This window comes from Nonomuraea sp. ATR24 (genome assembly GCF_041950485.1).
In the GTDB taxonomy this organism is placed as follows: Bacteria; Actinomycetota; Actinomycetes; order Streptosporangiales; family Streptosporangiaceae; genus Nonomuraea; species Nonomuraea ceibae.
In genome coordinates this window covers 483,575-504,619 of record NZ_JBGNUU010000001.1, presented here as the reverse complement: position 1 = coordinate 504,619, position 21,045 = coordinate 483,575, and the positions used below count along the sequence as shown (strand labels likewise).

Here is a 21,045-nt window from a genome sequence, read left to right as displayed (position 1 = left end):
CTACTTGATGCCGAGCTCGGTGCAGCCCTCGGCGTACTCGGCCGTGCACACGTCGGCGGCCTTCATGATGCCGCTGTCGAACAGCACTTCCTTGATGTTCTCCCGCGTCACCACGGTCGGCGTGAACAGTTGCGACGGCGTGTTGAACAGCGTCGCCTCACCGGCCGGCTTCTCGCCCTTCATGAACTTGAACGCGACGTCCGCCGCGGCCTCCGCCACGATCTTGATCGGCTTGGAGATCGTGTTGTACTGGTCGCCCTTGATGATGCGCTGGGCGGCGGCCACCTCGGCGTCGTTGCCCGTCACCGGCGGCACGTCCTTGCCCGCGGCCTTGAACGCGGCGATCGTGCCGCCGCCGGTGCCGTCGTTGGCCGCGACCACGCCGGCGATGTCGTCGCCGAACTGGGTGATCTGGCCGCTGACCCAGGTCTGCGCCTTCTCCGGCTGCCAGTCGGGGGTGTCGTACTCGGCCAGCAGCTTGAAGCCGCTGTTGTCGATGGCCGAGTGGATGCCCTTCTTGATCAGGCCGGCGGCGGCGTCCGTGGGGGAGCCGTTGACCTGCAGCAGGCCGCCCTCGGCCTTCTCCGCCTTGAGGTGGTCGACCAGCGACTGGCCGATCATGGCGCCGATCTTCTCGTTGTCGAAGGAGATGTAGTAGTCGGCGGGGGTGGCCGGGATCGGCCGGTCGTAGGCGATGATCGGCACGCCCTGCGACTGCGCGGACTTCACGATGGTGGCCGCGGCGGCGGAGTCGACCGGGTCGATCACGATCGCCTTGACGCCCTGGGCGAGCGCGGAGTTGGCCTGCTGCTGCTGCTTGGCCGCGTCGGAGTCGGCGTTCTGGTAGATGACGCTGCACGTCGGGCAGAGGGCCTTGACCTTGGCCTCGAACAGCGGCCGGTCCTGCAGCTCGTACCGGGTGGAGGCGAGGTCCGGCATGAGGAAGGCCACCTTGGCGTTCTCGACGCCGCCGCCGGTGCCGCCGCTGCCCGCGTCGCCGCCGGTGGAGCCGGAGCCGCACGCGGCGAGCGCGGAAGTCGCGAGGACCGCCACGGCCGCGATCCGGATCTTGGTTGTGTTCACGGGATCATTCCTCACTCGCTACGTCCTCACGGACGGTTTCGTTGCGTCGCGTCCCCCGAGTGCGACCAGGGACGCCCCCTCACGCAGGGTCACGTCCTGTGGTGCGCCTCACGCTAGCCCGGCTCAGAATATTTGTCCAGCAATTCTGTTCACGGAATTGGCATGGCTGTGACCTGGGGTTCACCCGGGGGAAGGGTCAGCGAGTGGCGGCGAGCAGGCTCTCGGCCGTGAGCGCGTCGGTGACGAGCTGGTTGAAGTAGCCGCCCCTGGCTCCGGCGACGATCGACAGCACCTTCTCCGCGCCCACCGCGACCGCGATCGAGTGAGGGATGCGCCGCAGCTCCTCCAGACCGGCCGCGACCAGGCGCTCGCTGCCCGGATAGCCCACCGGCTCGCCGTCACGGTCGTAGAAGCGCGAGCACACGTCGCCGACCGCCTCACGCAGGCTCGGCGCGTCACGCGGCACGAACGCGGGCACCACCTGCCGCATCAGCGGCGGCGACCCCACGCCCACGATCGCGCACTTCGCGTGCGCCCACTGGTCCATCACCCGGCGCACCGACGGCTCGTGCCGCAGCGAGTAGAACAGCTCGGGACCCGGCAGCGCGGGCGCGTACAGGTAGCTCGGCACGCCGCCCACCCGCTCGGCCAGCAGCCTGGTCGTCTCGTTCGTCTGGAACCACGGCTGCGGATCCTGCTGGCCGCCCACCGCCGGCGCGATCGTCACGCCCGGATAGCGGCCCAGCGACTCGCGGGCGCACTCGTACACCGTGCTGCCCGACGACACCAGCACCACGTCGCCCGACTTCAGCTCCGCCCCCGCCAGCGCCCTGGCCAGGCCCGGAGCCAGCCACGGGCCCAGCGCCGGGCCGCTCACCCGGGGCACCAGGTAGACGCGCCGCAGCCGCAGCGCGTCGGCCACCTCACCGGCCAGCGGGCCCTCGGCCAGCGTGGCCGGCCGGTGCACGCGGATCTCGACGATGCCCTGCTTGCGCGCCTCCGTGAGCAGTCGGCTCACCGTCGCCCGGCTCACCCCGAGCCGCTTGGCGATGTCGGCCTGCGTGGCGTCCTGGAGGTAGTACTGCGACGCCGCCGCGTACATCAGCTCGTGCGGGAAGCGGGCTTCCTGTACGGCGTCGTCGTTCATGGCGCGCGCCCCCTGGATCGTGAACGTTGTTGCTGAACGGATGCGCTTTGACTATACCTTCGTGCTCTCCAGAGGAAAGGTTAGAGGGAACCCGCGATCAAGGCGTCCCCCAGCGCGGTCCGCGCATACAGGACACTGCGCCCCGTCCGGGTGCCGGTGATCAGGCCGCTGCCGCGCAACGCCGCCACGTGCCCGCCCGTCCCGCCCACGCTCTGCCCGAGCAGCGCGGCCAGGTGCGTCGTCGTCGCCGGCGTGGCCAGCTCCGCCAGGATCCGCGCCCGCGTCCGGCCGATCAGCGCCACCAGCCCCGCGCCGTCCGCCGCCGGCGGCACCACGCCCGTGCCGCGCGCCGGATAGACCAGCGCGTACGGCCACGCCTCCGCCAGATACGCGCCCACCCCCGTGGTGAACACCGACGGCACGAACAGCAGCCCCCGGCCGCCCAGCCGATGCCGCTCCCGCCCCGACACGCGCACCGTGATGTGCCCGTCGTCGTGCCAGCGCACCTGCGCGCTCAGGTCCTCCAACGCCGCCGCCCAGCCGTACGTCGCCAGCCGCCCGGCCCGCTGCACCACGTCGCGCTCCAGGATCGCGTGGAAGAACGGCCAGCTGTGACGGACGATCCTGCTCCACAACTCCTCGAACGCGTCCGCCACCAGCCGCACCACGTCGCCGCCCAGCAGCAGCTCCCGCGCCGGCGCGGGCACCGGCGCCCGCGCCGCCAGCACCCGGGCGATCTCCGCGTGCGCCTGCTCCACCGGCGTCACCCGCACCGCCGCCAGCTCCGCCTCGAACGGCACCTTCAACCCGGCCGGCGGCGGCGCCACGAAGTCCACGTTCGCCTGCCCCTTGTTCGCCGCCACGTACAGGATCGCCTCCAGCACCGGATGCCGGCGTTCCAACTCCTCGTACGCCCCCCGCCACCGCTCCAGCCAGCGCCGATGCGGCCCCGGACCGATCCGGCCGCTCAGCACCCACTGCGCGTGCATCGTCTCGATCAGCGGCGAGATCGCGAACCTGCTCGCCGCCACGTCCTGCGGGGTCACCTCAATGCTCACACCCACCTTTCGGTTATATCCGAAAGCATCGCCTCCGTACGCCGGCGGCCGCCACCATCGAACCCGGCGGCCCCACCCTCCCTCGGGGCCGCCCCCAGCCTGTGAAGGAGCCGTACGTGTCCACCGAGTCCACCGAACGCGGTGCCACCTTCCGAGAGGTGTTCGCGGTAGGCGAGTTCCGGGTCCTGTTCGGCAGCTTCGCGCTGCTCGTGGCCGGCGACTCCATCAAGATGCTCGCCCTGTCCGTGCTCGTCTTCGCCCAGACCGGGTCACCCGGGCTGTCCGCCGCCGCCTACATGGCCGGCTGGCTGCCCTACATCTTCGGCGGGCTCTTCCTGCTCTCCCTCGCCGACCGGCTCCCCGCCCGCGGCCTCATGATCGCCGGCGAGCTCGTCCGCGTCGTCGTCTGCCTGCTGCTCGCCTACGCCGGACTGCCCGTCTGGGCGATGCTCGCGCTCGTCCTCGTCACCGGGCTGTTCTCGCCCGTCTTCGGCGCCGCGCGCAGCGCCCTGCTGCCCGAGGTGCTGCCCGGCGACGCCTTCGTCCTCGGGCGCTCCCTCTTCGGCGTCACCTCCGCCTCGGCCCAGATCGCCGGCCTCGCCGTCGGCGGCGCCTTCCTCGCCGCCGCCGGGCCCCACACGGCCCTCGCCGCCACGGCCGGCCTCTCCGCCGTCGCCGCCCTCATCCTCCGCCTCGGCCTCCCCCACCACACCCCCCACCACACCCCCCGCCGCACCCCCCTCCCGAAGCCCGCCACCCTCTCCGAGGCCGCGTCGGCCGACCACACCGCTTCCCCCGCCCATCCCGAGCCCGAGGGGCCGGCCGCCGTCCCCGGGGAGCGGGTCGTCGCCGGTGGGCGGGGCGCCTCCGCAAGGCGGGTCGGCTTCGGTGGGGGTTCGGCGGGGGCGGTGCGGGAGACGTTGCGGGTGAATCGGATGCTCGTGGCCGATCCCCGGGTGCGGGGGTTGTTGCTGGCGTCGTGGGCGCCGACGTTGTGGCTGGCCGGGGCGGAGGCGATGATCGTGCCGTATCTGGGCGGCCAGGGGGAGGCGGGCGTGGTGCTGGCGGCGGCGGCCGGTGGCATGGCGGTGGGGGAGTTCGCCGTGGGCAGGTTCGCGGCGCCGTTGCTGCGGGAGCGGTTGTCGTTGCCGCTCGCGGTGCTGCTCGGGGTGCCGTGGCTGGGGTTCGTGGCGGGTCCGGGTGCCGGCTGGGCGGCGGTGCTGGCGGCGGTGGCGGCGGCGGGCCTGTCGTACCAGCTGGGCCTGCAGCGCCGCTTCCTGGAGGCGGTCCCGGAGGAGGTGCGCGGTCAGGCGTTCGGCCTGCTGTCGGCGGGTCTGATGACGGGCCAGGCGGCGGGCGCGGCCCTGGTGGGGGTGCTGGGCGAGGTGTTCTCGCCGCAGGTGGCGATCGTGGCCGCGGGCGCCGCGGGTGTGGCCGTGGCGTTCGCCCTGGCGGGTTCGCTGCGCCCGCCGCGCCGGGTGGCGACGCCGGTCGGGTGAGCGACCTGGTTCTGGTTCCCCAGCTGAGCGAACGGGAGGCCGTCATCGCTCTGGAGGAGGCGGAGCACCACGTGGAGGTGGGGGACGGCCAGGCGCGTGAACCCTTCTGGTCACAGCACCAGCTCGCCGGAGCCGCGGGGGATGAGGCGGACGGGCAGCAGCGGGTGCTCGGAGGGCCCGGTGTCGCCGGCCATGCGGCGGAACAGCAGGTCGGCCGCGGTGCGGCCCATGCCGGCGGGGTCCTGGGCGACGACGGTCACGCCGGGGACGAGCAGGTCGGCCAGTTCGAAGTCGTCGAACCCGACGAGCGCCATCGGCTGCCCGGCGAGGGCGCGCAGGGCGGTGACGGTGAGGCGGCCGTTGCCGGTGAACACCGCTGTGGGGGGCTGGTCGAGGGCCAGCATGCGGCGCAGGTCGGCCCGTACGGAATCGAGGTCGGGGGCGCGCATGGCGACGAGCCGTTCGTCGTAGCGGTCGCCGAGGGCGGCGCGGTAGCCGTGCAGCCGCCGGTCGGCGGTGAAGATGGCGGGGTCGTCGCCGAGGAAGGCGATCCGGGTGTGGCCGTGGGCCAGCAGGTGGCGGGTGGCGAGGGCGGCGCCGCCGCTGTTGTCGCTGAGCACGGTGTCGGCGTCCACGCCGGGCCCGGGGGGCCGGTCGGCGAAGACGGCGGGGGTGCCGGCGTCGAGTTCGGGCCGCAGGTAGGTGTGGTCGGCGCCGGCGGGGACGATGATGAGCCCGTCGACGCGGCGGGCGCAGAAGGTGCGCACGAGCTCGCGTTCTCTGGCGGGTTCCTCGCTGGAGGAGCCGCTGAGCAGGAGGCAGCCGTGTGAGGCGGAGACGTCTTCGACGGCGCGGCCGAGTGAGGAGTAGAACGGGTCGGCGACGTCCTCGATGACGAGCCCGATCGTGGCGGTGCGGCCCCGGCGCAGGACGCGGGCGCTCTCGTTGCGGCTGTAGCCGAGCGTGTCGATGGCGGCGCGCACGCGGTCGGCGGTGGCGGGGTGGACGCCGGGTTCGCCGTTGACCACGCGGGACACGGTCTTGAGGGCCACGCCGGCCGCCGAGGCGACGTCCTTCATCGTCGGTCTCACGACTGGATACTGCCGCACCGATCCGGCGCAGACAACGTTGTCAACGGATATGGGAAGGTAGATCCGCTATGAGAGCTGCTCTCCTCGTGGCCGGGCTCGTGCTGGCCGCGTTGAACCTGCGCCCGGCCATCGCCGGCATCTCCCCCCTCCTCGACGAGATCATGACCGACACCGGCCTGACGCCCGCGGGCGGCGGGGGCATCACGACGGTCATGGTGGTGTGCCTGGGCGTGTTCGGGCCGGTGGCGCCGATGCTGGCCGGGCGGATCGGGCTGGACCGTACGCTGCTGGCGGGCCTGCTGGTGCTGGCGGGCGGCGTGGCGGTGCGCGGCCTCGACGGCCCGCTCGTGCTGTACGCGGGCGCCGCCGTCGCGGCCACGGCCATCGCGGTGATGAACGTCGCCATGCCGGGCCTCGTCAAGCAGCACTTCCCGGGCCGGGTCAACCTGCTGACGGGCGTCTACAGCGCCGGCATCGTGGGCGGGGCCGCCGCGTCGTCGGCGCTGGTGGTGCCGCTGGAGCAGGTCACCGGCTACGGCTGGCGCGGCGTGTCGGCGCTGGTGGCGGTGCCCGCGCTGGTGGCGGCGCTGCTGTGGCTGCCGCAGGCGTTCGGCGGGCGGGCGGCGCCGAGGCAGGGCCCGCGCCCGTTCCGCGCCGTGGTGCGCAGCCGGGTGACCTGATACGTGACCGCCTGGATGGGCCTGCAGTCGCTCACCTTCTACGTGATGCTGGCCTGGCTGCCGAAGATCTTCCTGGACGCCGGGCTGCCCGCGGACCAGGCGGGCTATCTGCTCAGCCTGACGACGCTGGTGCAGGTGGGCGCGACGCTGGCGGTGCCGGTGCTGGCCGGGCGGCGGCCGTCGCAGGTGCCGTACGTGATGGCGGCGACGCTGCTGACGGCGGCGGGTTACGTGGCGGTGCTGGTGGCGCCGGCGACGTTGCCGTGGCTGTCGATGATCGTGCTGGGGGTGGGGCAGGGCGCGTCGTTCGCGCTGGCGCTGCTGATCATCGCGATGCGGCCGGCCGATCCGGCCGAGGTGACGGCGCTGTCGGCCGTGGCCCAGTCGGCGGGCTACCTGCTGGCGGCGGTGGGGCCGCTGGTGTTCGGGCTGCTGCGGCAGGAGTCGGGCGGGTGGACGGCGCCGCTGGTGTTCGGGCTGGCGATGGTGGGGCTGCAACTGGTCGCTGGCTGGTTCGCCGGACGCCCTGCTACCTTAGGCAAGGCTTACCTATAGGCGAAGGGGTCGAACGTGCTGACCGAGGTGCTCACCCGGATGGCCGACGCGCGCGGCGGCGTGATCGGTGTCGAGCCGGGCCTGGTCATCGATCCCGACGATAGCTGGACCCCCGCCGCCGAGCTGGCCCGCGAGCCCCACACGCTGCTGGGCGAGCTGGTCGACCAGACGGCGGCCCGCTGGAACGCGCCACGGCACGTCGGCGCGGCGCTGTTCTGGAAGACCTACGGCTACTGGCACACGCTGCCTATGGCGCTCGGCTGGGCGCTGGACGGGCGGGTGCCGATCATGCGGCTGGCCGACACGTACTTCAAGGTGTCCGACGCCGGGGTGACGATCGCCGCCACCGGCGTGACCTGGGCCTCGGGTGACTCCGCGCCCGCCGCGATCGGCGGCGCGCTCGCCGAGTCGCAGCGCCCGCTCGTCCGGGCGCTCAGCGCGATGGCCAAGGTGGGCGAGCGGACGCTGTGGGGCTCGACCGCCGAGGCGATCGCGCACCCGCTGACGCAGATCGAGCGGGCCGACTACATGGGGCTGCTCAAGGAGATCGGCAAGCCGGTCGACGGGCTCGTCGAGCCCGCCGGTGACGGCTACTTCCGCCGGACGTGCTGCCTGTGGATCACGCTGCCGGACGTGGAGGCCTGCGGAAGCTGCTGCGTGCTCAGGCCACAGCGCTGACGCCGTCGAGGGGCCGCAGCTCGTCGGCGTAGCTGACCGAGACGCGCCGCATGACGCCGCTGTCGTCGATCGAGTACTGGCCCAGCCGCCACAGCGGCGGCGAGTAGGCGTGGATCGAGACGCTGCGCTCGGTCGCGCCGGTGAGCCGGTGGATGTGGTCGGGGCCGAAGGAGAACGAGCGCCCCTCGGGCACCACGGTCTCCAGGTGCTCGCCGCCGATGCGCGGGTTGCACTCCAGCAGCGCGCCCTCCACCACGTGCACCGCGCCGGAGGACACGTCGTGGTCGTGCCAGCCCGTGTCGTCCTCCGGCCGCCAGCACAGCAGCCACACGTCCACGTACGCGTCCCGGTAGAGCGAGGCGTAGTGCCTGCGGCCGTCGGCCGGGAAGTCGACCTGGTCCTGCCAGCCGGCGGGGTCGGCGGCCAGCCGGTCGACCAGGTCGCGCAGCTCCCGCCGGTCCAGGGTGCGTTCGGGGATCGGGGTGCCGAGGTGCTCGCTCACGTTGATGACTCCTTTCCGCCGAGCAGGCGGCGCGGGTTGGTGACATGGACGGCATGTGCGGCCGCCGCGCCCAGCCCGAGGTCGGGCGCGGTGCCGTAGGGGGCGTCTGAGCCGTTGACGACGACGTCGACGCCGAGTTCGCGGACCACGGCGTCGATGGCGCGCGGCCCGTAGGAGGAGGTCTCCACGTAGCTGTCGGGGTCGACCAGGCCCCGGCCGCCGCCGCCCCGGGCGATGAGCCGTTCGGTGTGCAGCGGGGCGAGTCCGGCGAGCAGCGCGAAGCACACTCGCAGGCGCGGGTGCCGGGGCCGTACCTCGGCGTGGAAGCGGTGCCAGGCGGCGTGCATCTGCTGCACGTACGGGACGACCGCGGGCCACCAGCCGGGCCCGTCCGCCGGGCCGCGGGCGGGGCCCGGGTGCACGAACAGCGGCAGGTCGCGGTCGGTGAGGACTTCCAGCAGGGCGTCGTCGAACCCGGCGGTGGCCGGGATCTGCAGGCCGGCGAAGCCGCGGTCGAGGTCGGCGGCCAGCCGGTCGGGGTCGGGGGCGCTGTGGCAGGTGGCGGCCCAGGCGCCGAACGGCGGCGGCAGCGCCAGCGCGCCCGCGTGGTAGGCGTCGAGCAGCGGCCACGCCTCGCCGGGCGGCAGCGACTCGATGCCGAGCGGGCTCGACAGCGAGACCAGCGCCAGCTCCAGGCCGGTGGTGTCGCGGTGCTCGTGGGCCGCCGGGTCCACCTCGTAGGGCGGCTCGCCGTCCAGGAGCAGCGTCCAGCCGTCGAGGCGCGGCGGGGTCGCGCGGGCGCGCAGCGCGCGGACGAACGCGGGCGTCCAGACATGCTGGTGCACGTCGATGCTCACCGGAACGGCTCCTTCCTGTATTTCCGACTGACAATACATGAAACTAGGGAGCTTCTGTCACCGGCACCGTTTAGGGTGTCAGGATGCCCCGCAAGCGAGCGACGCTCCGGGAAGTGGCCCAGGCGACCGGTCTGTCGCCCGCCGCGGTCTCCTACGCACTGCGCGGCCTCCAGGTCTCCGAGGAGACCATGCAGCGCGTGCGCGCCGCCGCCGACCGGCTCGGCTACGAGGCCGACCCCATCGCCAGGGCCCTGGCCAGCGGCCGCACCGGCATGATCGGGCTGCTCTGCGCCTCGCTGGAGGACCTGTGGCAGCAGTCGCTGGCCGTCGGCATCAGCCGCGGCCTGCGCGAGAAGGACCGCTACGCGCTCATCCTCGACGCCGTCGGCGACCCGGGCCGCGAGCGCGCCCTCGCCCAGCAGCTCCGCGACCAGCGCGTCGACGGCATGATCGTGCAGCCGCTCGACCCGGCGGCGGAGTTCTGGCCCGAGCTGTGCGAGTCGCTGCCCGTCGTGGCGATCGGCGACTCGCTGGCGGGCACGGCCGGCGAGGTCGTCTTCGACAACCGGCGCGGCGTCACGCTCGCCCTGGAGCACCTGCGCGCCCTCGGCCACCGCCGCGTCGGCGTGCTCACCCCGACCCGGCCCAGCACCCCCGACCGCCCCGCCGACGTGCACGTCACCGCCGAGGGCGACCGGCTGGGCCTCGACATCGAGGTCGCCACCGCCCCGCACGACCTGGCCGCCGCCACCGCCGCCGCCCGCGCCCTGCTCTCCGGCGCCCGCCCGAGCGCCGTCTTCTGCTTCGCCGACTCGATCGCGTACGGGGTCTACGCGGCGGCGGCGGAGCTGGGCCTGTCCATCCCCGGCGACGTGTCGGTCCTGGGTTACGACGACCATCCGATGTCCGGGCTGCTCACGCCGGGGCTGACGACCGTCGACTGGAACATCGACGGGATCGTCTCGGCCGCGGTCCGCCTGATGGCGGAGGCGGCCGACGGCGGGGCCCGGCGCCGCCGCGTCGTCCAGCAGCCCACCCTCCGCGAGCGCGGCTCCGTCGCCGCCCGCTGAATCCTTTGACCGCCTCCCTGCCTCTTATGACCGAGAAGCCATCGACCAGGGAGGTCGTCATGATCGTCGCCGCCGCCGTCATCGCCGGGGCCGTGCTCGTCTGCACGTGCGTGCTCGTCCTGCGCCGCAGGAGCAGGTCGCGTGGCTGAGCAGTCCTGGCCCGGCGCCAGGCTGATCGCGGGCGCGCAGGAGGGCGACGCCGAGTCGATCGCGGCGCTGGTGTCGGGCTCGCACCCGCACGTGCGGCGCTTCGCCCGCTCGCTGTGCGCGACCCCGGAGGACGCCGAGGACGCCGCGCAGGAAGCGCTCATCATCCTCTACCGGAAGATCGGGACGTTGCGGGCGTCCGGGGCGCTGGCGTCGTGGATGTTCCGCATCGTCCGCAACGAGTGCCTGCGCCGTGCCCGCATGCTGGGGCGGCCGCCCGCGCCGCCCCCGGAGACCGCCGCGAGGTCGGCGGAGGAGGAGGTGCTGGACCGCCTGGAGGCCGGGCGGGTGGCGGCGGCGATCGCCGCGCTGCCCGCCGACCAGCGGCGCGTGCTGATCATGCGGGACGTGCAGGGGATCAGCGGCCGGATGGTCGCCGACGCGCTCGGTCTCAGCGTCCCGGCGATGAAGTCACGGCTGCACCGGGCCAGGGCGGCCGTCCACCACACACTGGAGAGGGGAACCGGAGATGTCTGACGGCAGGAGTTTCGCGAGCGCGTCGCTGCCCCGCCACCTGTTGCGCGGGGCGGCCGGGTTCGGGGCGCTGGCCGGGGTGGTGGCGCTGCTGCCGCTGCTCGGGCCGGTCAGCCTGCTGCTGGCCCCCGTCGGGCTGCTGGCGCTGCGCGGCTGCCCGGCGTGCTGGGCGATCGGGCTGGCCCAGACGGTCTCGATGGGCCGGTTGCGGCGCTCGTGCGCCGACGGGAAGTGCGAGCTGACCTACGCCGGCCCACGCGGCCCGGTCAGCTCTCCGCGTGGACCCGCGACAGGCTAGTCGTCGCCGGGGATGATCAGGCCGAGGATCCAGCTCACGACGCTGATGATGAGCGCGCCCACGATCGCCGACGGCCAGAAGTCGTCCACGTGGAAGGGGATGTCGAGCTGGCCGGAGATCCAGCTCGTCAGCATCAGCATGGCGCCGTTGATGACCAGCAGGAACAGGCCCAGCGTGAGCACGATGAGCGCGCACCCCAGGGCCTTGACGATGGGCTTGACGATGGCGTTGATCAGGCCGAAGATCAGCGCCACGATCAGCAGCGTGCCCCAGTAGGAGAGCGAGTTCTCAGGGGCGGTGATCCGGATGCCGTCGAGGAGCTGGAGGGCCACCCAGAGGGCGGCCGCTGCCGCCAGGGTTCGGATGATGAATCTCACGCTGATTGATCCTCCCACGTTATCGGCCCCCGGACGAGGGAAAGGTGCGTGCCATGGGGGAGGGAGTGAGATGGAAGCCACTGATCTGGAGTCGCTGCCGGCCGCCGAGCTGCACGACCGCGCGGTGCGCTACGCCGTGCGCCACGGGGATCTGGGATTCCTGTGGAACCTGCTGAAGGTGATCCCCGCCGCCGAGGCGGCGTCCGGCCACGAGAAGGAGACCACGGCCGACCTGAGCCGCGTTTCGGCGCTGCTCAGCGACGCCCTCGCGGCGGGTGAGGGCGAGCTGGGCGAGGCGCTGCGTCCTGTCTACCTGGCCTACCTGCGCGAGCACCCCGACGCCTAGCCGGCCAGGCGGGTCTCCGTCCCGCCGTAGCCGGCCAGGCCGGGCGTGCCGAACTCCTGTCCGTCCCGGCTGACGATCAATGTCTCGTACGGTCCCTCCGCCGCCTGTTCCAGCGCGAAGCGCCGGGCCAGGACGGGTCCCATCGCGTACATGGCGGTGGCGTAGCCGTCGGCGACGCCCAGGTCGGGGCCGAGCACGGTGACCGAGCCGAGCGTGGTCTCCGGCTCCCCGGTGCGCGGGTTGACGATCCCGGAGCCGCCCGAGGTGGCGATGCCGAGGTCGTTGGCGAACAGCACCCGGCGCACCAGCCCCGTGTGCGGGTCGCGGACGCCGACCCGCCAGCGCTTGCCCGGCGCGGCCGAGCCGCGCACCCGGATGTCGCCGCCGGCGTTGATGCGGTGGTCGACGGCGCCGGCGTTGGCCAGCGCGCGGGAGAGGCGTTCCAGTGCCCACCCCTTGATGTAGCCGGACGGGTCGACGACGCCGTCCCTGCGGGCCTCGAACCAGCCGTCGGTCGCCTCGCTCAGCTCGTCGCAGCGGTGCAGCACCTCGATGAGCTCGGGGATCTGCCTGATGGTCTGGCCGCGGTTCAGCCGGGTGATCTGGCTGTCCGGGCTGGTGGCGCCGAACGTCTCCTGCACCCAGCGCAGCCAGGCGAAGGCATCGTCCAGCAGAGGGGTGAGCTCGCGTTGCGGCAGGGCGGTGCGGATGTCGACGCTGACCTGCGTGCCCATGACCGTCTCGACCCGAGCGCTTCCGGGGAAAGTCGTCACCTTTGCCTCCTTGTCCCCAGCTACAGTCCCATATGGCGCGTAATGTCGTGTTAAGCCTATTGCCGGGACTTGACGGTCGTGCTTCTGACCTGGGTCTCCGGCACGGCCAGCCGCGCCAGGGCGCCGCGCACGTACCGCTGGAAGTGGCGCGGCCCGGCCAGCACCACCTCGCGCTCGGCGATGTCGGGCACCTGCCGGCTCAGGCCGGAGGCGCTGACCCGTTCCTTGGCCCGGGGGTCGTGTTCCTGGCCGACGACCAGCACCAGGCCGTACCTGTCCTGGAGGTCGCGCAGCTCTTCGGTCACCCGGTCGGTGCGGTAGACGGCCACGGTGGCGTCGTCCCGGCTCGCCAGCAGGGAGCGCAGCGCGCCGGGCTCCAGGCCGGTGGCGATGAGCACGGTGCCCCGGGTGCGGGCGGGCCCCCGGTGCCCGCGCAGGGTCATCAGCGCCGCGACGCCGTACACGAGCAGGGCCAGGGGCCGCGACGTGCCGAGCAGGACGGCCGCGACGCCGGAGCAGAGCAGCAGAGGAGCCATGTCCACGACTGTGGGTGCCGAACATGAGAACCATCTGAGTAAGGTCTAAAACATGGCTAACGTGCGTGTTGAGCGGACTGATGATGGTGGGTTCAGGGCGACGAACGCCCGCGGCGCCGAGGTGCGCATGGGCGGCGGCACCGACGAGGGCGTGTTCACCCCGGTCGAGCTGCTGCTCGCGGCCGTCGGCGGGTGCAACATCGTGACCGTCGAGCCGCTCACCGCCAAGCGCGGGCACCGGCTGGTGCGGCTGGCGATGACCGTCGCCGCGGACAAGGTCGAGCCCAACCGCCTGGGCCCGGTCACCATCACCTACGACGTCGAACTGCCCTCGGAGGAGGCCGACGAGGTCTTCAGGGCGGTCGCGGCGCGGGTGCACGAGAAGTACTGCACGGTCGGCACCTCGCTCTCGGAGGGTACCGAGGTCCGTTTGGACATCCCGTAGCCCTGATTAGGCGGATATTAAACTGCGTTATGACGCGTCCGTTGCATAGGGCTCGGTAGTGTCGAAGCAGGTCGGAAGCAGTGCGACCGGCCTGAGAGGACCTACACCGGAGCGGACGCGGAGGGGGACCGCGGTCTGCCAGTGCGGGACCGCCGGCGCCTTTGGGGGAAGGCGCCGGCCTGGACCGCCTTCGGATCGGGGCCGGGCAGTCTTTGGGGGAAGCTGCCCGGCCCCGATTCTTGCGTATCGTACGGTTTCGTGACCAAAGTCCTCATTGACTGTGATCCCGGCATCGACGACGCCATGGCGCTCGCCCTCGCCGCCGGCGCCCCCGGCCTGGAGATCGTCGCCATCACCACCGTCGGCGGCAACGTCGACCTCTCCCTCACCACCGCCAACGCCCTCGCCCTGCGCGAGTTCCTCGGCCTCGGCGACGTGCCCGTCACCGCCGGCAGCTCCGGCGCGCTGCTGCGCCGCACCGTACGGGCCGCCGCCGTGCACGGCGAGAGCGGCCTCGGCGGCGTCGTCCTGCCCGCCCCCAGCCTCACCGTCGCCGACGGGCACGCGGCCGACCGCATCATCGACACCCTGCGCGCCGCCCCCGGCGAGATCACCCTGGTCGCCATCGGCCCGCTCACCAACATCGCGCTCGCCGTGCTGCGCGAGCCCCGGGTGGTCGAATGGGCGCGTGACCTGGTCATCATGGGCGGCTCGTTCACCCGCGGCAACCACAACCCGGCGGCCGAGTTCAACATCCTCGCCGACCCCGAGGCCGCCCAGATCGTGTTCGGGGCCGGCTGGACGGTCAAGATGCTCGGCCTGGACGTGACGCTCACCGCCACCGTCACCTCCGACGTGCTGGAACGCATGCGGCCGCTGGGCAGGCTCGCCGAACTCCTGGTCCCCGCCGCCCAGTTCTACGGCGAGGTGACCGCCGACGGCGGCCCGGCCATCCACGACGCCTGCGCGGTCGCGTACGTGATGGACCCGTCCCTGGTCACGCAGACCCCGGCAATGGTGAACGTGGAGACCATCGGCGAGTTCACCCGGGGGATGACGGTCGTCGACTTCCGCCTGCGCGACCGGCAGCCGAACGCGCTGGTGGCGACCGGGCTGGACGTGACGCGGTTCTGGGAGCTGGTGCTGGGGACCTACCGGGAGCTGGCTGACCGGCTCGGATGATCTGATGTGCGGGCAGCCTGCGGCGGCTGGTACAGTTACACCTGTCGCAAGCGCCGCTAGCTCAGTTGGTCAGAGCAGCTGACTCTTAATCAGCGGGTCCGGGGTTCGAGTCCCTGGCGGCGCACCCCGACAGAGCCCCAGTTCAGTTCGCTGAGCTGGGGCTTCTTGCTGTCCGAAGCCCGCCCTGTCACACCGGTACATTGCCGGACATTCACTCTCATGTGACATTCCTGAACCAGAAGGAAGCCGTGGCGCCCCGGCAGCGCTTCGAAGAGCTCTACACGGAGCACTACGCGGCCGTCTCCGGTTACGTCCGCCGTCGCACCGACCATCCGGACGACTGCGCCGACGTGATCGCCGAGACGTTCACCACGGCCTGGCGACGGCTGGCGGACGTGCCGGCCGGTGACGAGGCCAGGCTGTGGCTGTACGGCACCGCGCGGCGCGTCCTGGCCAACCATCGGCGCGGCGCCCTGCGCCACACGGCCCTGACAGTGCGCCTTCGCGAAGAGCTCGCCGCCGGCGCCGCCGCGGCCGACCGGATCCCGGCAGGAGCCGGGGCGGCGTTCGCCCGCCTGTCGGAGGACGACAGGGAGCTGCTGTCGCTGGTGGGCTGGGAAGGGCTGGACACCGGCGAGATCGCCAAGGTGCTGAGCTGCTCGCGCGTGGCCGTCCGCCAGCGCCTGCACCGCGCGCGCAAGCGCCTGGCCGCCGAGCTGGCCGCCCACGACATCGACCTGAGCGCGTACGGCACGCGCGCCGTACGCCTTGCCAAGGAGAGCGCATGACCCCCGACGAGGTCGTCAAAAGCCTGGCCCCCGACCCCGGTCCCGGGCTCACCCCGGCGGCCGTGGAGATGCTGACCCGGATCATGGACACCGCCGAACCCGCACCGCGCACCCGGCGCCCGCTGTGGCGGCGGCCGATCCTGGCGCTGCCGCTCGCGGCGGCGGTCGCCGCGGGCTGGTCGCTCACGGCCGTGCTGGGCGCCGCCCCCGCCTCCGCGCTGAACATCAAGGACGCCGGCGACCACTACCTGATCGAGGTCAAGGACCTGTACGCCCGGCCCGAGGTCTACACCGCCCAGCTCAAGGAGGCGGGCCTGAACGTCTCGCTCAAGGTCGTGCCCGTCCCCCCTTCCTACGTGGGCGAGATCCACCTCGACACCCCGGGGTGGAGCAAGGGCCCGTTCCCGCACGCGGACAAGATCAGGACGATCGACCGCCCGAAGGGATGCGCCCCCACGCTGAGCTGCCCGATCGGGCTCACCATCGCCAAGGACTTCACCGGCGCCGCCGAGCTCAAGCTGGGCCGCGAAGGCCGTCCCGGGGAGGAGTACCAGGTCGTCACCTCGCTGGGCAGCCGGGGCGAGCTCCTGCACTGCAAGCCGTTCGTCAACCTCCGCGTGGGCGAGGTGCGCAGGACCCTGGCCTCGCTCGGCGTGACGATCACCGAGTTCGCGATCACGAAGCCCGGCTCGGACGGCGAGGACGCGGAGGTCACGACGACGGCGCCCGACTCCCTGTACGTGACCGGCGGCGGGCTGTCCGAGTACGGCAAGGCGTTCCTCGTCGTCGGCGAGGAGCCGATGGACGAGGAGCTCAAGCGGACGATCGACCGCAAGCACGGCTGCTCCGACGGCGACGGAAGCGGCTCGTGAAGGCGCCGGCGGTTACGCTGCTGCTGCTGGTGGCGGCCACGGTCGTGACGCCGTCGCCGCCCGCGCGGGCGAGCGCCGAGCCCCCGGCTCCCGCCGCGGACGAGGTCACGCTCATCACCGGCGACCGCGTCACGGTGACAGGCCGGGGATACCGGGTGACGCCCGCGGACGACCGCGAGGTCAGCTTCTCCGGGCAGGTGCGTGGGGGCCACCTGCACGTGATCCCGTCCGACGCCCGCCCGCTGATCGCCAAGGGCGTGCTCGACCGGCGGCTGTTCGACGTCACCCAGTTACTCCAGTGGGGCTACGGCGACGCCACCAGGAAGGACATCCCGCTCATCGTCCAGTCGGCGAGCGAGGCGGCAGGCCGGCTGCGGGACGCCGGGCCGGCCCGGCGCCTCGCGGCCGCCGGCCTGACCACGACGCGACTGCCCAAGGCGAGCGCCGCCCGGACCTGGCGGGACCTCGCGGGCGGGGGCGGTCCGTCACTGGCCGCCGGGACGGCCAAGCTGTGGCTGGACGGCCGCCGTGCCTTCACCCTCGACCGCAGCGCCGAGCAGATCGGCGCGCCCACCGCGTGGAGCCAGGGCTTCACCGGCAAGGGCGTCAAGGTCGCCGTGCTCGACTCCGGGTACGACCCCGATCACCCCGACCTGAAGAACGCGGTCAAGCAGTCACGCAACTTCAGCGACGAACCCGACATCCGCGACAACATTGGCCACGGCACCCATGTGACGTCGACCATCGCGGGGGCGGGGGAGAAGTACCGGGGCGTGGCCCCGGACGCGGAGATCGCCGTGGCCAAGCTGGGCAGCCGCACGTTCACCGAATCGGCTCTGCTGGCCGCCATGGAATGGGCCGCCGTCGAGGTCGGGGCCAAGGTCGTCAACATGAGCCTGGGCGGTTCCGACACACCCGGGCTGGACCCCGTGGAACAGGCCGTGAACGTGCTGTCGGAGCGGACCGGCGCGCTGTTCGTGGTCGCCGCGGGCAACTCCGGCCGCAACCCGGTGAGCAGCCCCGGCAGCGCCGACGCCGCCCTGACGGTCGGCGCCGTGGACCGGGACGGCCGCCTGGCCCCCTTCTCCAGCGCCGGGCCCCGCCTCGGCGACCACGCGATCAAGCCGGACGTCACGGCGCCGGGCGTCGGGATCGTGGCGGCGCAGGCGGGCGGCGCCCACGTCGCGATGGACGGCACCTCGATGGCCGCGCCGCACGTGGCCGGGGCCGCCGCGATCCTCGCCCAGCGCCACCCCGGCTGGACCGGCCCCCGGCTGAAGGCGGCCCTCATGGGCAGCGCGGCGCCCGCGGCGGACGAGACGCCGTACCGGCAGGGCGCCGGCCTGGTCGACGTGGCCCGCGCGCTCGCCCAGCCCGTGGTGGCCGAACCGGGCAGCCTGCACGCGCTCTTCCCCTTCGGCACGGCCGAGCGGGGGGCGACCAGGACCATCACCTACACCAACACCGGCGACACCCCGGTCACGCTCGGCCTGACCGCCGAGGGCGAGCTGCTCCGCCTCTCCGCGGACCGCGCCGAGGTGCCCGCGCACGGGCAGGCGACGGTCACGCTGACGATCGACGCGAGCGGCAGGCCGACCGGCGACCACCCGGGCGTCGTCACCGCCCGGTCGGGCGACCAGGTGATCCGGACGCCGGTCGGCGCGTACGTGGAACCGGAGACCCACCTGGTGACCGTCACGGCCCTGGGCAGGTCCGGCACGCCCGTCGACCCGCTGGTCCACGCCTTCGACCCGGAGACCGGCGTACAGCACGAGCTGTCCTTCGCCGACGGCCGCGCCGGGATCAGGCTGCCCAAGGGGCGGTGGAGCCTGCTGTCGGACACCTCCGAGCGCGAGGGCACCACCATCGCCCACACCGTCGTCACCGTGGGCGAGACCGACCAGGAGGTGACGCTGGACGCGCGGGCCGGCAAGCAGTTCCTGTTCTCGATCGACGACCCGGGCGCGGTCCAGGACAACGGCTTCGACTTCCAGCTGGAGTCCGGGAAATGGGCCACGGCCTGGCTCTCGTTCACGAGGTACCCGGACCGGCTGTTCGTCGTCCCGGCCCGCGAGCCCGGCCTGAAGTTCCTGATCAGGAACCAGTGGGTGAACGAGGCCACCGGCTCCCTCTACGACCTCGCCCGGCGTCACGTCGGCGGGCTCCCGGACGATCCCGGCTACGCGGCCGAACGGCGGGAGCTGGCGAAGGTGACCTCGACCTACCGGGCCTCGGGCACGGCGGGCACGGCGGGCACGGCGACTCCGCTGACGACGGTGCGTCTCGGCAGCGCAAGCGGCATGCCCCTGGCGCCCCCCAAGGACGTGGACCTGCCCGGCACGCTGACCCAGTACCGGACACCTGGCCTCTCCTGGAGCGGCGCGCTCCTGATCGGCACCGCGCTGATCACGGGCGAGGAGCGGATCGCACGCCGAGGCTCCACCAGAGAGCTGTGGAACGCCGCGGTGACGGGCCCGTCGCTCGCCGGGATCCACGCCCGGCGCACCGGCGACAAACTGGTGTTCCGCCCGGCGGCCCTGTTCGCCGACGGCGCCGCCGGACGGGCCGGGAGCGACGAGGCGGCCACGGGCACGGCGACCGTCACCAGGGACGGGCAGGTGCTCGCCACCGCCGACCTGGCCGGCTGCTGGATCGACTCCCCGGAGTCCTGCGAGATGCGGGCGAAGCTGCCGGCCGGAGCCGCCACGTACACGATCAGCGCGTCTGCGCGCCGGCCGGCCGCGACGCTGTCCACCGCCGTGGACGCCGTCTGGACGGTGCCCTCCGCGCGCACCGGGGAAGAACGGCCGCTGCCGGTGATGGCGATGCGCTTCGGCCCGGCCGGGCTCGACGCGGTCAACCGCGCCCCCGCCGGATCGCTGACCCGGCTGCCGATGCGGCTGGAGGGCGGGGTCCGGCCGGTGAGCGTCCGCCTGGAGACGTCCGCCGACGACGGCGCGACCTGGCGGCCCGTGCGCGCCTCCGGCGCGGGTCCGTCCTGGCAGGCCGCCGTCCGCAACCCGGGCACACCGGGCTACGTGTCGCTGCGCGTCCGGGTCGAGGCGGCCGGCGGCGCCGCCCTCACCCAGACCGTCGTCCGGGCGTACGCGGTGGGCCCGCCATAGCCGCGTCGAGCTCGCGCGACGAACGCTGAAGCGGTCCTGGCAGGGTCACGTTGAGGATGGTGGGCCCGCCGTCCGGGCTGTTCAGCAGGAACGACCCGTCGTGCGCCTCGACCCGGCGGCGGATGCCGGTGAGCCCGGGGCCGCTCTCGTCCGCCCCGCCGCGTCCGTCGTCCACCACCCGCAGGCACAGCCGGTCGTCCCGGTGGCGGACGCTGACGACGGCGTACCGGGCCCGGCTGTGCCTGGCGACGTTGGCGAGCGCCTCGGCCACCACGAAGTAGGCGGTGGCCTCGACGGAGGCGGCGGCCCTGACCGGCGGGCCGGCGTCGACGACGCAGGGCACCGGGCAGGCCGCCGCCAGCCCGGTGAGCGCGTCGGCGAGGCTCTTGTCGGTCAGGACGGGCGGCAGGATGCTCCGCACAACGCCCCGGAGCTCGGCGAGCGCCTGCTCGGCGGTGGTCTGTGCCCGTTCGATCGAGGTCATGGCGGTGGCTGTGTCGCCGGCCGCGTCGCTCTCCAGCGCCCGCAGCGCGTCCGCGATCAGCGCGTCGACGGCGACGAGGCGGCTCTGCGTCCCGTCGTGCAGCGACCGCTCGATCCGGCGCAGTTCGGCGAGGTGCGCGTCGAGGACGGCGGCGCGGGTCGCGGTGAGCTGCGCCACGCGCAGGCTCAGGTCGACGCCGGGGCCGGGCCGCAGGAGACGCAGGCCGGACCAGGCCTGCAGCCGGGACATGCGGGGCGCTAGGAGCATGGTGAGCGCGATCTCGATCGGGGCCAGCACGGCGACGGCGAGGGCGCTGGGCAGGTCGCTGACCTCCCACATCCCGTAGGTCGCGGCCGTGGCGTCCCCCGCAGGCAGCACCCACCACCACAGCGCGAAGGTCGCGTCCTGGACCGCGTGGACCGGGAAGGTGAGGGCGAGCACGCCCACGAGGATGCCGGTGGACGCGTGCACGACCGCCCAGGCCAGCTCGCGCCGCACGGGCGGGTCGGCGAGGGCGGCGCGCAGCCCGGCCGGGGGCGGGGGCGGGGCGATGATCTCGTCCGGGTGCCAGCGCGAGAGCCGGGCCCGCTCCCGGTCGGCGACCGCGCGCAACCCGCGCAGCGCGGCCGGCATCAGCGGCAGCCCGACGCCGGCCAGGCAGGCCAGGGCGGTGACGATCACCGTGAGGAGCGCGGCCAGCGCCAGGACTCCCGTGCCTATGCCGCCGACGAGGTGTTCGAGCGCGTCCAGGGTGGCACGGCCCCGGCCGAACACGTCCCAGCGCCAGGCCCATCGCGTCCGCCATCGCGCCCGCGGCAGCCGCGCGGCCCGGCAGCCCTCAGCGACCGTCATGGGAACGTACCTCCTCGGCCACGCACAGGGCCGTTCGCTGATCAGCACCGGAGGTACGCAGGTTAT

At 73.4% G+C, this 21,045-nt stretch carries 24 protein-coding genes and 1 tRNA gene; 15 read left to right on the top strand and 10 right to left on the bottom strand.

Annotated features, from left to right (window positions below):
* The 3 genes from ACBI99_RS02425 to ACBI99_RS02415 all read right to left on the bottom strand — a co-directional run bounded on the left by ACBI99_RS02425 (nucleotide 1) and on the right by ACBI99_RS02415 (nucleotide 3,288).
* On the bottom strand, nucleotides 1–1,083 hold the full coding sequence (locus ACBI99_RS02425) for a sugar ABC transporter substrate-binding protein (RefSeq protein WP_219506945.1): 1,083 nt from the start codon (nucleotides 1,081–1,083) through the stop codon (nucleotides 1–3).
* Between the two features lie 196 nt (nucleotides 1,084–1,279).
* Nucleotides 1,280–2,230, bottom strand: a complete 951-nt coding sequence (locus ACBI99_RS02420; protein WP_219506943.1) for a sugar-binding transcriptional regulator — start codon at nucleotides 2,228–2,230, stop codon at nucleotides 1,280–1,282.
* Between the two features lie 80 nt (nucleotides 2,231–2,310).
* Complete coding sequence (locus ACBI99_RS02415) at nucleotides 2,311–3,288, bottom strand: helix-turn-helix domain-containing protein (RefSeq protein WP_219506936.1); 978 nt, start codon at nucleotides 3,286–3,288, stop codon at nucleotides 2,311–2,313.
* 116 nt (nucleotides 3,289–3,404) lie between these two features.
* Here ACBI99_RS02415 and ACBI99_RS02410 point away from each other — a divergent pair, with 116 nt between their 5' ends.
* Nucleotides 3,405–4,787, top strand: a complete 1,383-nt coding sequence (locus tag ACBI99_RS02410; RefSeq protein ID WP_375071584.1) for an MFS transporter — start codon at nucleotides 3,405–3,407, stop codon at nucleotides 4,785–4,787.
* Nucleotides 4,788–4,897: 110 nt separating this feature from the next.
* Here ACBI99_RS02410 and ACBI99_RS02405 read toward each other — a convergent pair whose 3' ends face one another.
* Nucleotides 4,898–5,878 carry a LacI family DNA-binding transcriptional regulator gene (locus tag ACBI99_RS02405; RefSeq protein ID WP_375071583.1) on the bottom strand — a complete coding sequence of 327 codons (981 nt, stop codon included), beginning with the start codon at nucleotides 5,876–5,878 and terminating at the stop codon, nucleotides 4,898–4,900.
* Between the two features lie 68 nt (nucleotides 5,879–5,946).
* Here ACBI99_RS02405 and ACBI99_RS02400 point away from each other — a divergent pair, with 68 nt between their 5' ends.
* The 3 genes from ACBI99_RS02400 to ACBI99_RS02390 are packed head-to-tail and all read left to right on the top strand — an operon-like array spanning nucleotide 5,947 to nucleotide 7,791.
* Entirely contained in the window at nucleotides 5,947–6,558 is a 612-nt protein-coding gene (locus ACBI99_RS02400; RefSeq protein ID WP_375071582.1) for an MFS transporter, read from the top strand.
* 3 nt (nucleotides 6,559–6,561) lie between these two features.
* Nucleotides 6,562–7,113, top strand: coding sequence for a hypothetical protein (locus ACBI99_RS02395; protein ID WP_375071581.1), 552 nt, complete (start codon nucleotides 6,562–6,564; stop codon nucleotides 7,111–7,113).
* Nucleotides 7,114–7,128: 15 nt separating this feature from the next.
* Nucleotides 7,129–7,791: a hypothetical protein gene (locus ACBI99_RS02390; RefSeq protein ID WP_375071580.1), complete on the top strand. Its 663-nt coding sequence runs from the start codon at nucleotides 7,129–7,131 to the stop codon at nucleotides 7,789–7,791.
* Here ACBI99_RS02390 and ACBI99_RS02385 read toward each other — a convergent pair.
* Both ACBI99_RS02385 and ACBI99_RS02380 read right to left on the bottom strand, forming a co-directional pair.
* On the bottom strand, nucleotides 7,775–8,293 hold the full coding sequence (locus ACBI99_RS02385; RefSeq protein WP_308125826.1) for a cysteine dioxygenase family protein: 519 nt from the start codon (nucleotides 8,291–8,293) through the stop codon (nucleotides 7,775–7,777). The two genes, ACBI99_RS02390 and ACBI99_RS02385, sit on opposite strands and share 17 nt — an antisense overlap.
* The gene (locus tag ACBI99_RS02380; protein WP_375071579.1) at nucleotides 8,290–9,150 is read right to left on the bottom strand and encodes an amidohydrolase; all 861 of its coding nucleotides are present in this window, start codon (nucleotides 9,148–9,150) and stop codon (nucleotides 8,290–8,292) included. The genes ACBI99_RS02385 and ACBI99_RS02380 overlap by 4 nt, the downstream gene beginning before the upstream one ends.
* 83 nt (nucleotides 9,151–9,233) lie before the next feature.
* On the opposite strand from ACBI99_RS02380, the gene ACBI99_RS02375 reads away from it, so the two are divergent.
* The 4 genes from ACBI99_RS02375 to ACBI99_RS02360 are packed head-to-tail and all read left to right on the top strand — an operon-like array spanning nucleotide 9,234 to nucleotide 11,199.
* Nucleotides 9,234–10,220, top strand: a complete 987-nt coding sequence (locus tag ACBI99_RS02375) for a LacI family DNA-binding transcriptional regulator (RefSeq protein ID WP_219506926.1) — start codon at nucleotides 9,234–9,236, stop codon at nucleotides 10,218–10,220.
* A 26-nt stretch (nucleotides 10,221–10,246) separates the two neighbouring features.
* On the top strand, nucleotides 10,247–10,369 hold the full coding sequence (locus tag ACBI99_RS02370) for a hypothetical protein (RefSeq protein ID WP_281427050.1): 123 nt from the start codon (nucleotides 10,247–10,249) through the stop codon (nucleotides 10,367–10,369).
* Nucleotides 10,362–10,904 (top strand): RNA polymerase sigma factor, encoded by a 543-nt coding sequence (locus ACBI99_RS02365; RefSeq protein ID WP_219506924.1) that lies wholly within the window; start codon nucleotides 10,362–10,364, stop codon nucleotides 10,902–10,904. Before ACBI99_RS02370 ends, ACBI99_RS02365 begins: the two co-directional genes overlap by 8 nt.
* On the top strand, nucleotides 10,897–11,199 hold the full coding sequence (locus ACBI99_RS02360) for a hypothetical protein (RefSeq protein WP_375071578.1): 303 nt from the start codon (nucleotides 10,897–10,899) through the stop codon (nucleotides 11,197–11,199). The genes ACBI99_RS02365 and ACBI99_RS02360 overlap by 8 nt, the downstream gene beginning before the upstream one ends.
* Here ACBI99_RS02360 and ACBI99_RS02355 read toward each other — a convergent pair.
* A complete protein-coding gene (locus ACBI99_RS02355) occupies nucleotides 11,196–11,576 on the bottom strand; it encodes a phage holin family protein (RefSeq protein ID WP_219506921.1) in 381 nt (126 codons plus the stop codon). The two genes, ACBI99_RS02360 and ACBI99_RS02355, sit on opposite strands and share 4 nt — an antisense overlap.
* A gap of 70 nt (nucleotides 11,577–11,646) precedes the next feature.
* Between ACBI99_RS02355 and ACBI99_RS02350 the strand changes: the two genes are divergently transcribed.
* A complete protein-coding gene (locus tag ACBI99_RS02350) occupies nucleotides 11,647–11,922 on the top strand; it encodes a hypothetical protein (RefSeq protein WP_219506919.1) in 276 nt (91 codons plus the stop codon).
* On the opposite strand, the gene ACBI99_RS02345 is transcribed toward ACBI99_RS02350, so the two are convergent.
* A complete protein-coding gene (locus tag ACBI99_RS02345; protein WP_375071577.1) occupies nucleotides 11,919–12,695 on the bottom strand; it encodes an FAD:protein FMN transferase in 777 nt (258 codons plus the stop codon). The two genes, ACBI99_RS02350 and ACBI99_RS02345, sit on opposite strands and share 4 nt — an antisense overlap.
* A 56-nt stretch (nucleotides 12,696–12,751) precedes the next feature.
* Nucleotides 12,752–13,231 carry a hypothetical protein gene (locus ACBI99_RS02340; RefSeq protein ID WP_219506915.1) on the bottom strand — a complete coding sequence of 160 codons (480 nt, stop codon included), beginning with the start codon at nucleotides 13,229–13,231 and terminating at the stop codon, nucleotides 12,752–12,754.
* A gap of 52 nt (nucleotides 13,232–13,283) precedes the next feature.
* On the opposite strand from ACBI99_RS02340, the gene ACBI99_RS02335 reads away from it, so the two are divergent.
* From ACBI99_RS02335 to ACBI99_RS02310, 6 genes are all read left to right on the top strand, one after another.
* Nucleotides 13,284–13,676 carry an OsmC family protein gene (locus ACBI99_RS02335; RefSeq protein ID WP_219506913.1) on the top strand — a complete coding sequence of 131 codons (393 nt, stop codon included), beginning with the start codon at nucleotides 13,284–13,286 and terminating at the stop codon, nucleotides 13,674–13,676.
* Nucleotides 13,677–13,934: 258 nt separating this feature from the next.
* Complete coding sequence (locus tag ACBI99_RS02330; RefSeq protein ID WP_219506907.1) at nucleotides 13,935–14,858, top strand: nucleoside hydrolase; 924 nt, start codon at nucleotides 13,935–13,937, stop codon at nucleotides 14,856–14,858.
* 50 nt (nucleotides 14,859–14,908) lie between these two features.
* A tRNA-Lys gene (locus tag ACBI99_RS02325) sits at nucleotides 14,909–14,982 on the top strand.
* Nucleotides 14,983–15,079: 97 nt separating this feature from the next.
* Entirely contained in the window at nucleotides 15,080–15,646 is a 567-nt protein-coding gene (locus ACBI99_RS02320; protein WP_308125824.1) for an RNA polymerase sigma factor, read from the top strand.
* The gene (locus ACBI99_RS02315) at nucleotides 15,643–16,518 is read left to right on the top strand and encodes a hypothetical protein (protein ID WP_375071576.1); all 876 of its coding nucleotides are present in this window, start codon (nucleotides 15,643–15,645) and stop codon (nucleotides 16,516–16,518) included. The genes ACBI99_RS02320 and ACBI99_RS02315 overlap by 4 nt, the downstream gene beginning before the upstream one ends.
* A complete protein-coding gene (locus tag ACBI99_RS02310) occupies nucleotides 16,515–19,643 on the top strand; it encodes a S8 family serine peptidase (protein ID WP_375071575.1) in 3,129 nt (1,042 codons plus the stop codon). The genes ACBI99_RS02315 and ACBI99_RS02310 overlap by 4 nt, the downstream gene beginning before the upstream one ends.
* Here ACBI99_RS02310 and ACBI99_RS02305 read toward each other — a convergent pair.
* Nucleotides 19,600–20,979, bottom strand: coding sequence for a sensor histidine kinase (locus ACBI99_RS02305; RefSeq protein WP_375071574.1), 1,380 nt, complete (start codon nucleotides 20,977–20,979; stop codon nucleotides 19,600–19,602). The genes ACBI99_RS02310 and ACBI99_RS02305 overlap by 44 nt on opposite strands.
* Nucleotides 20,980–21,045: the final 66 nt, after the last annotated feature.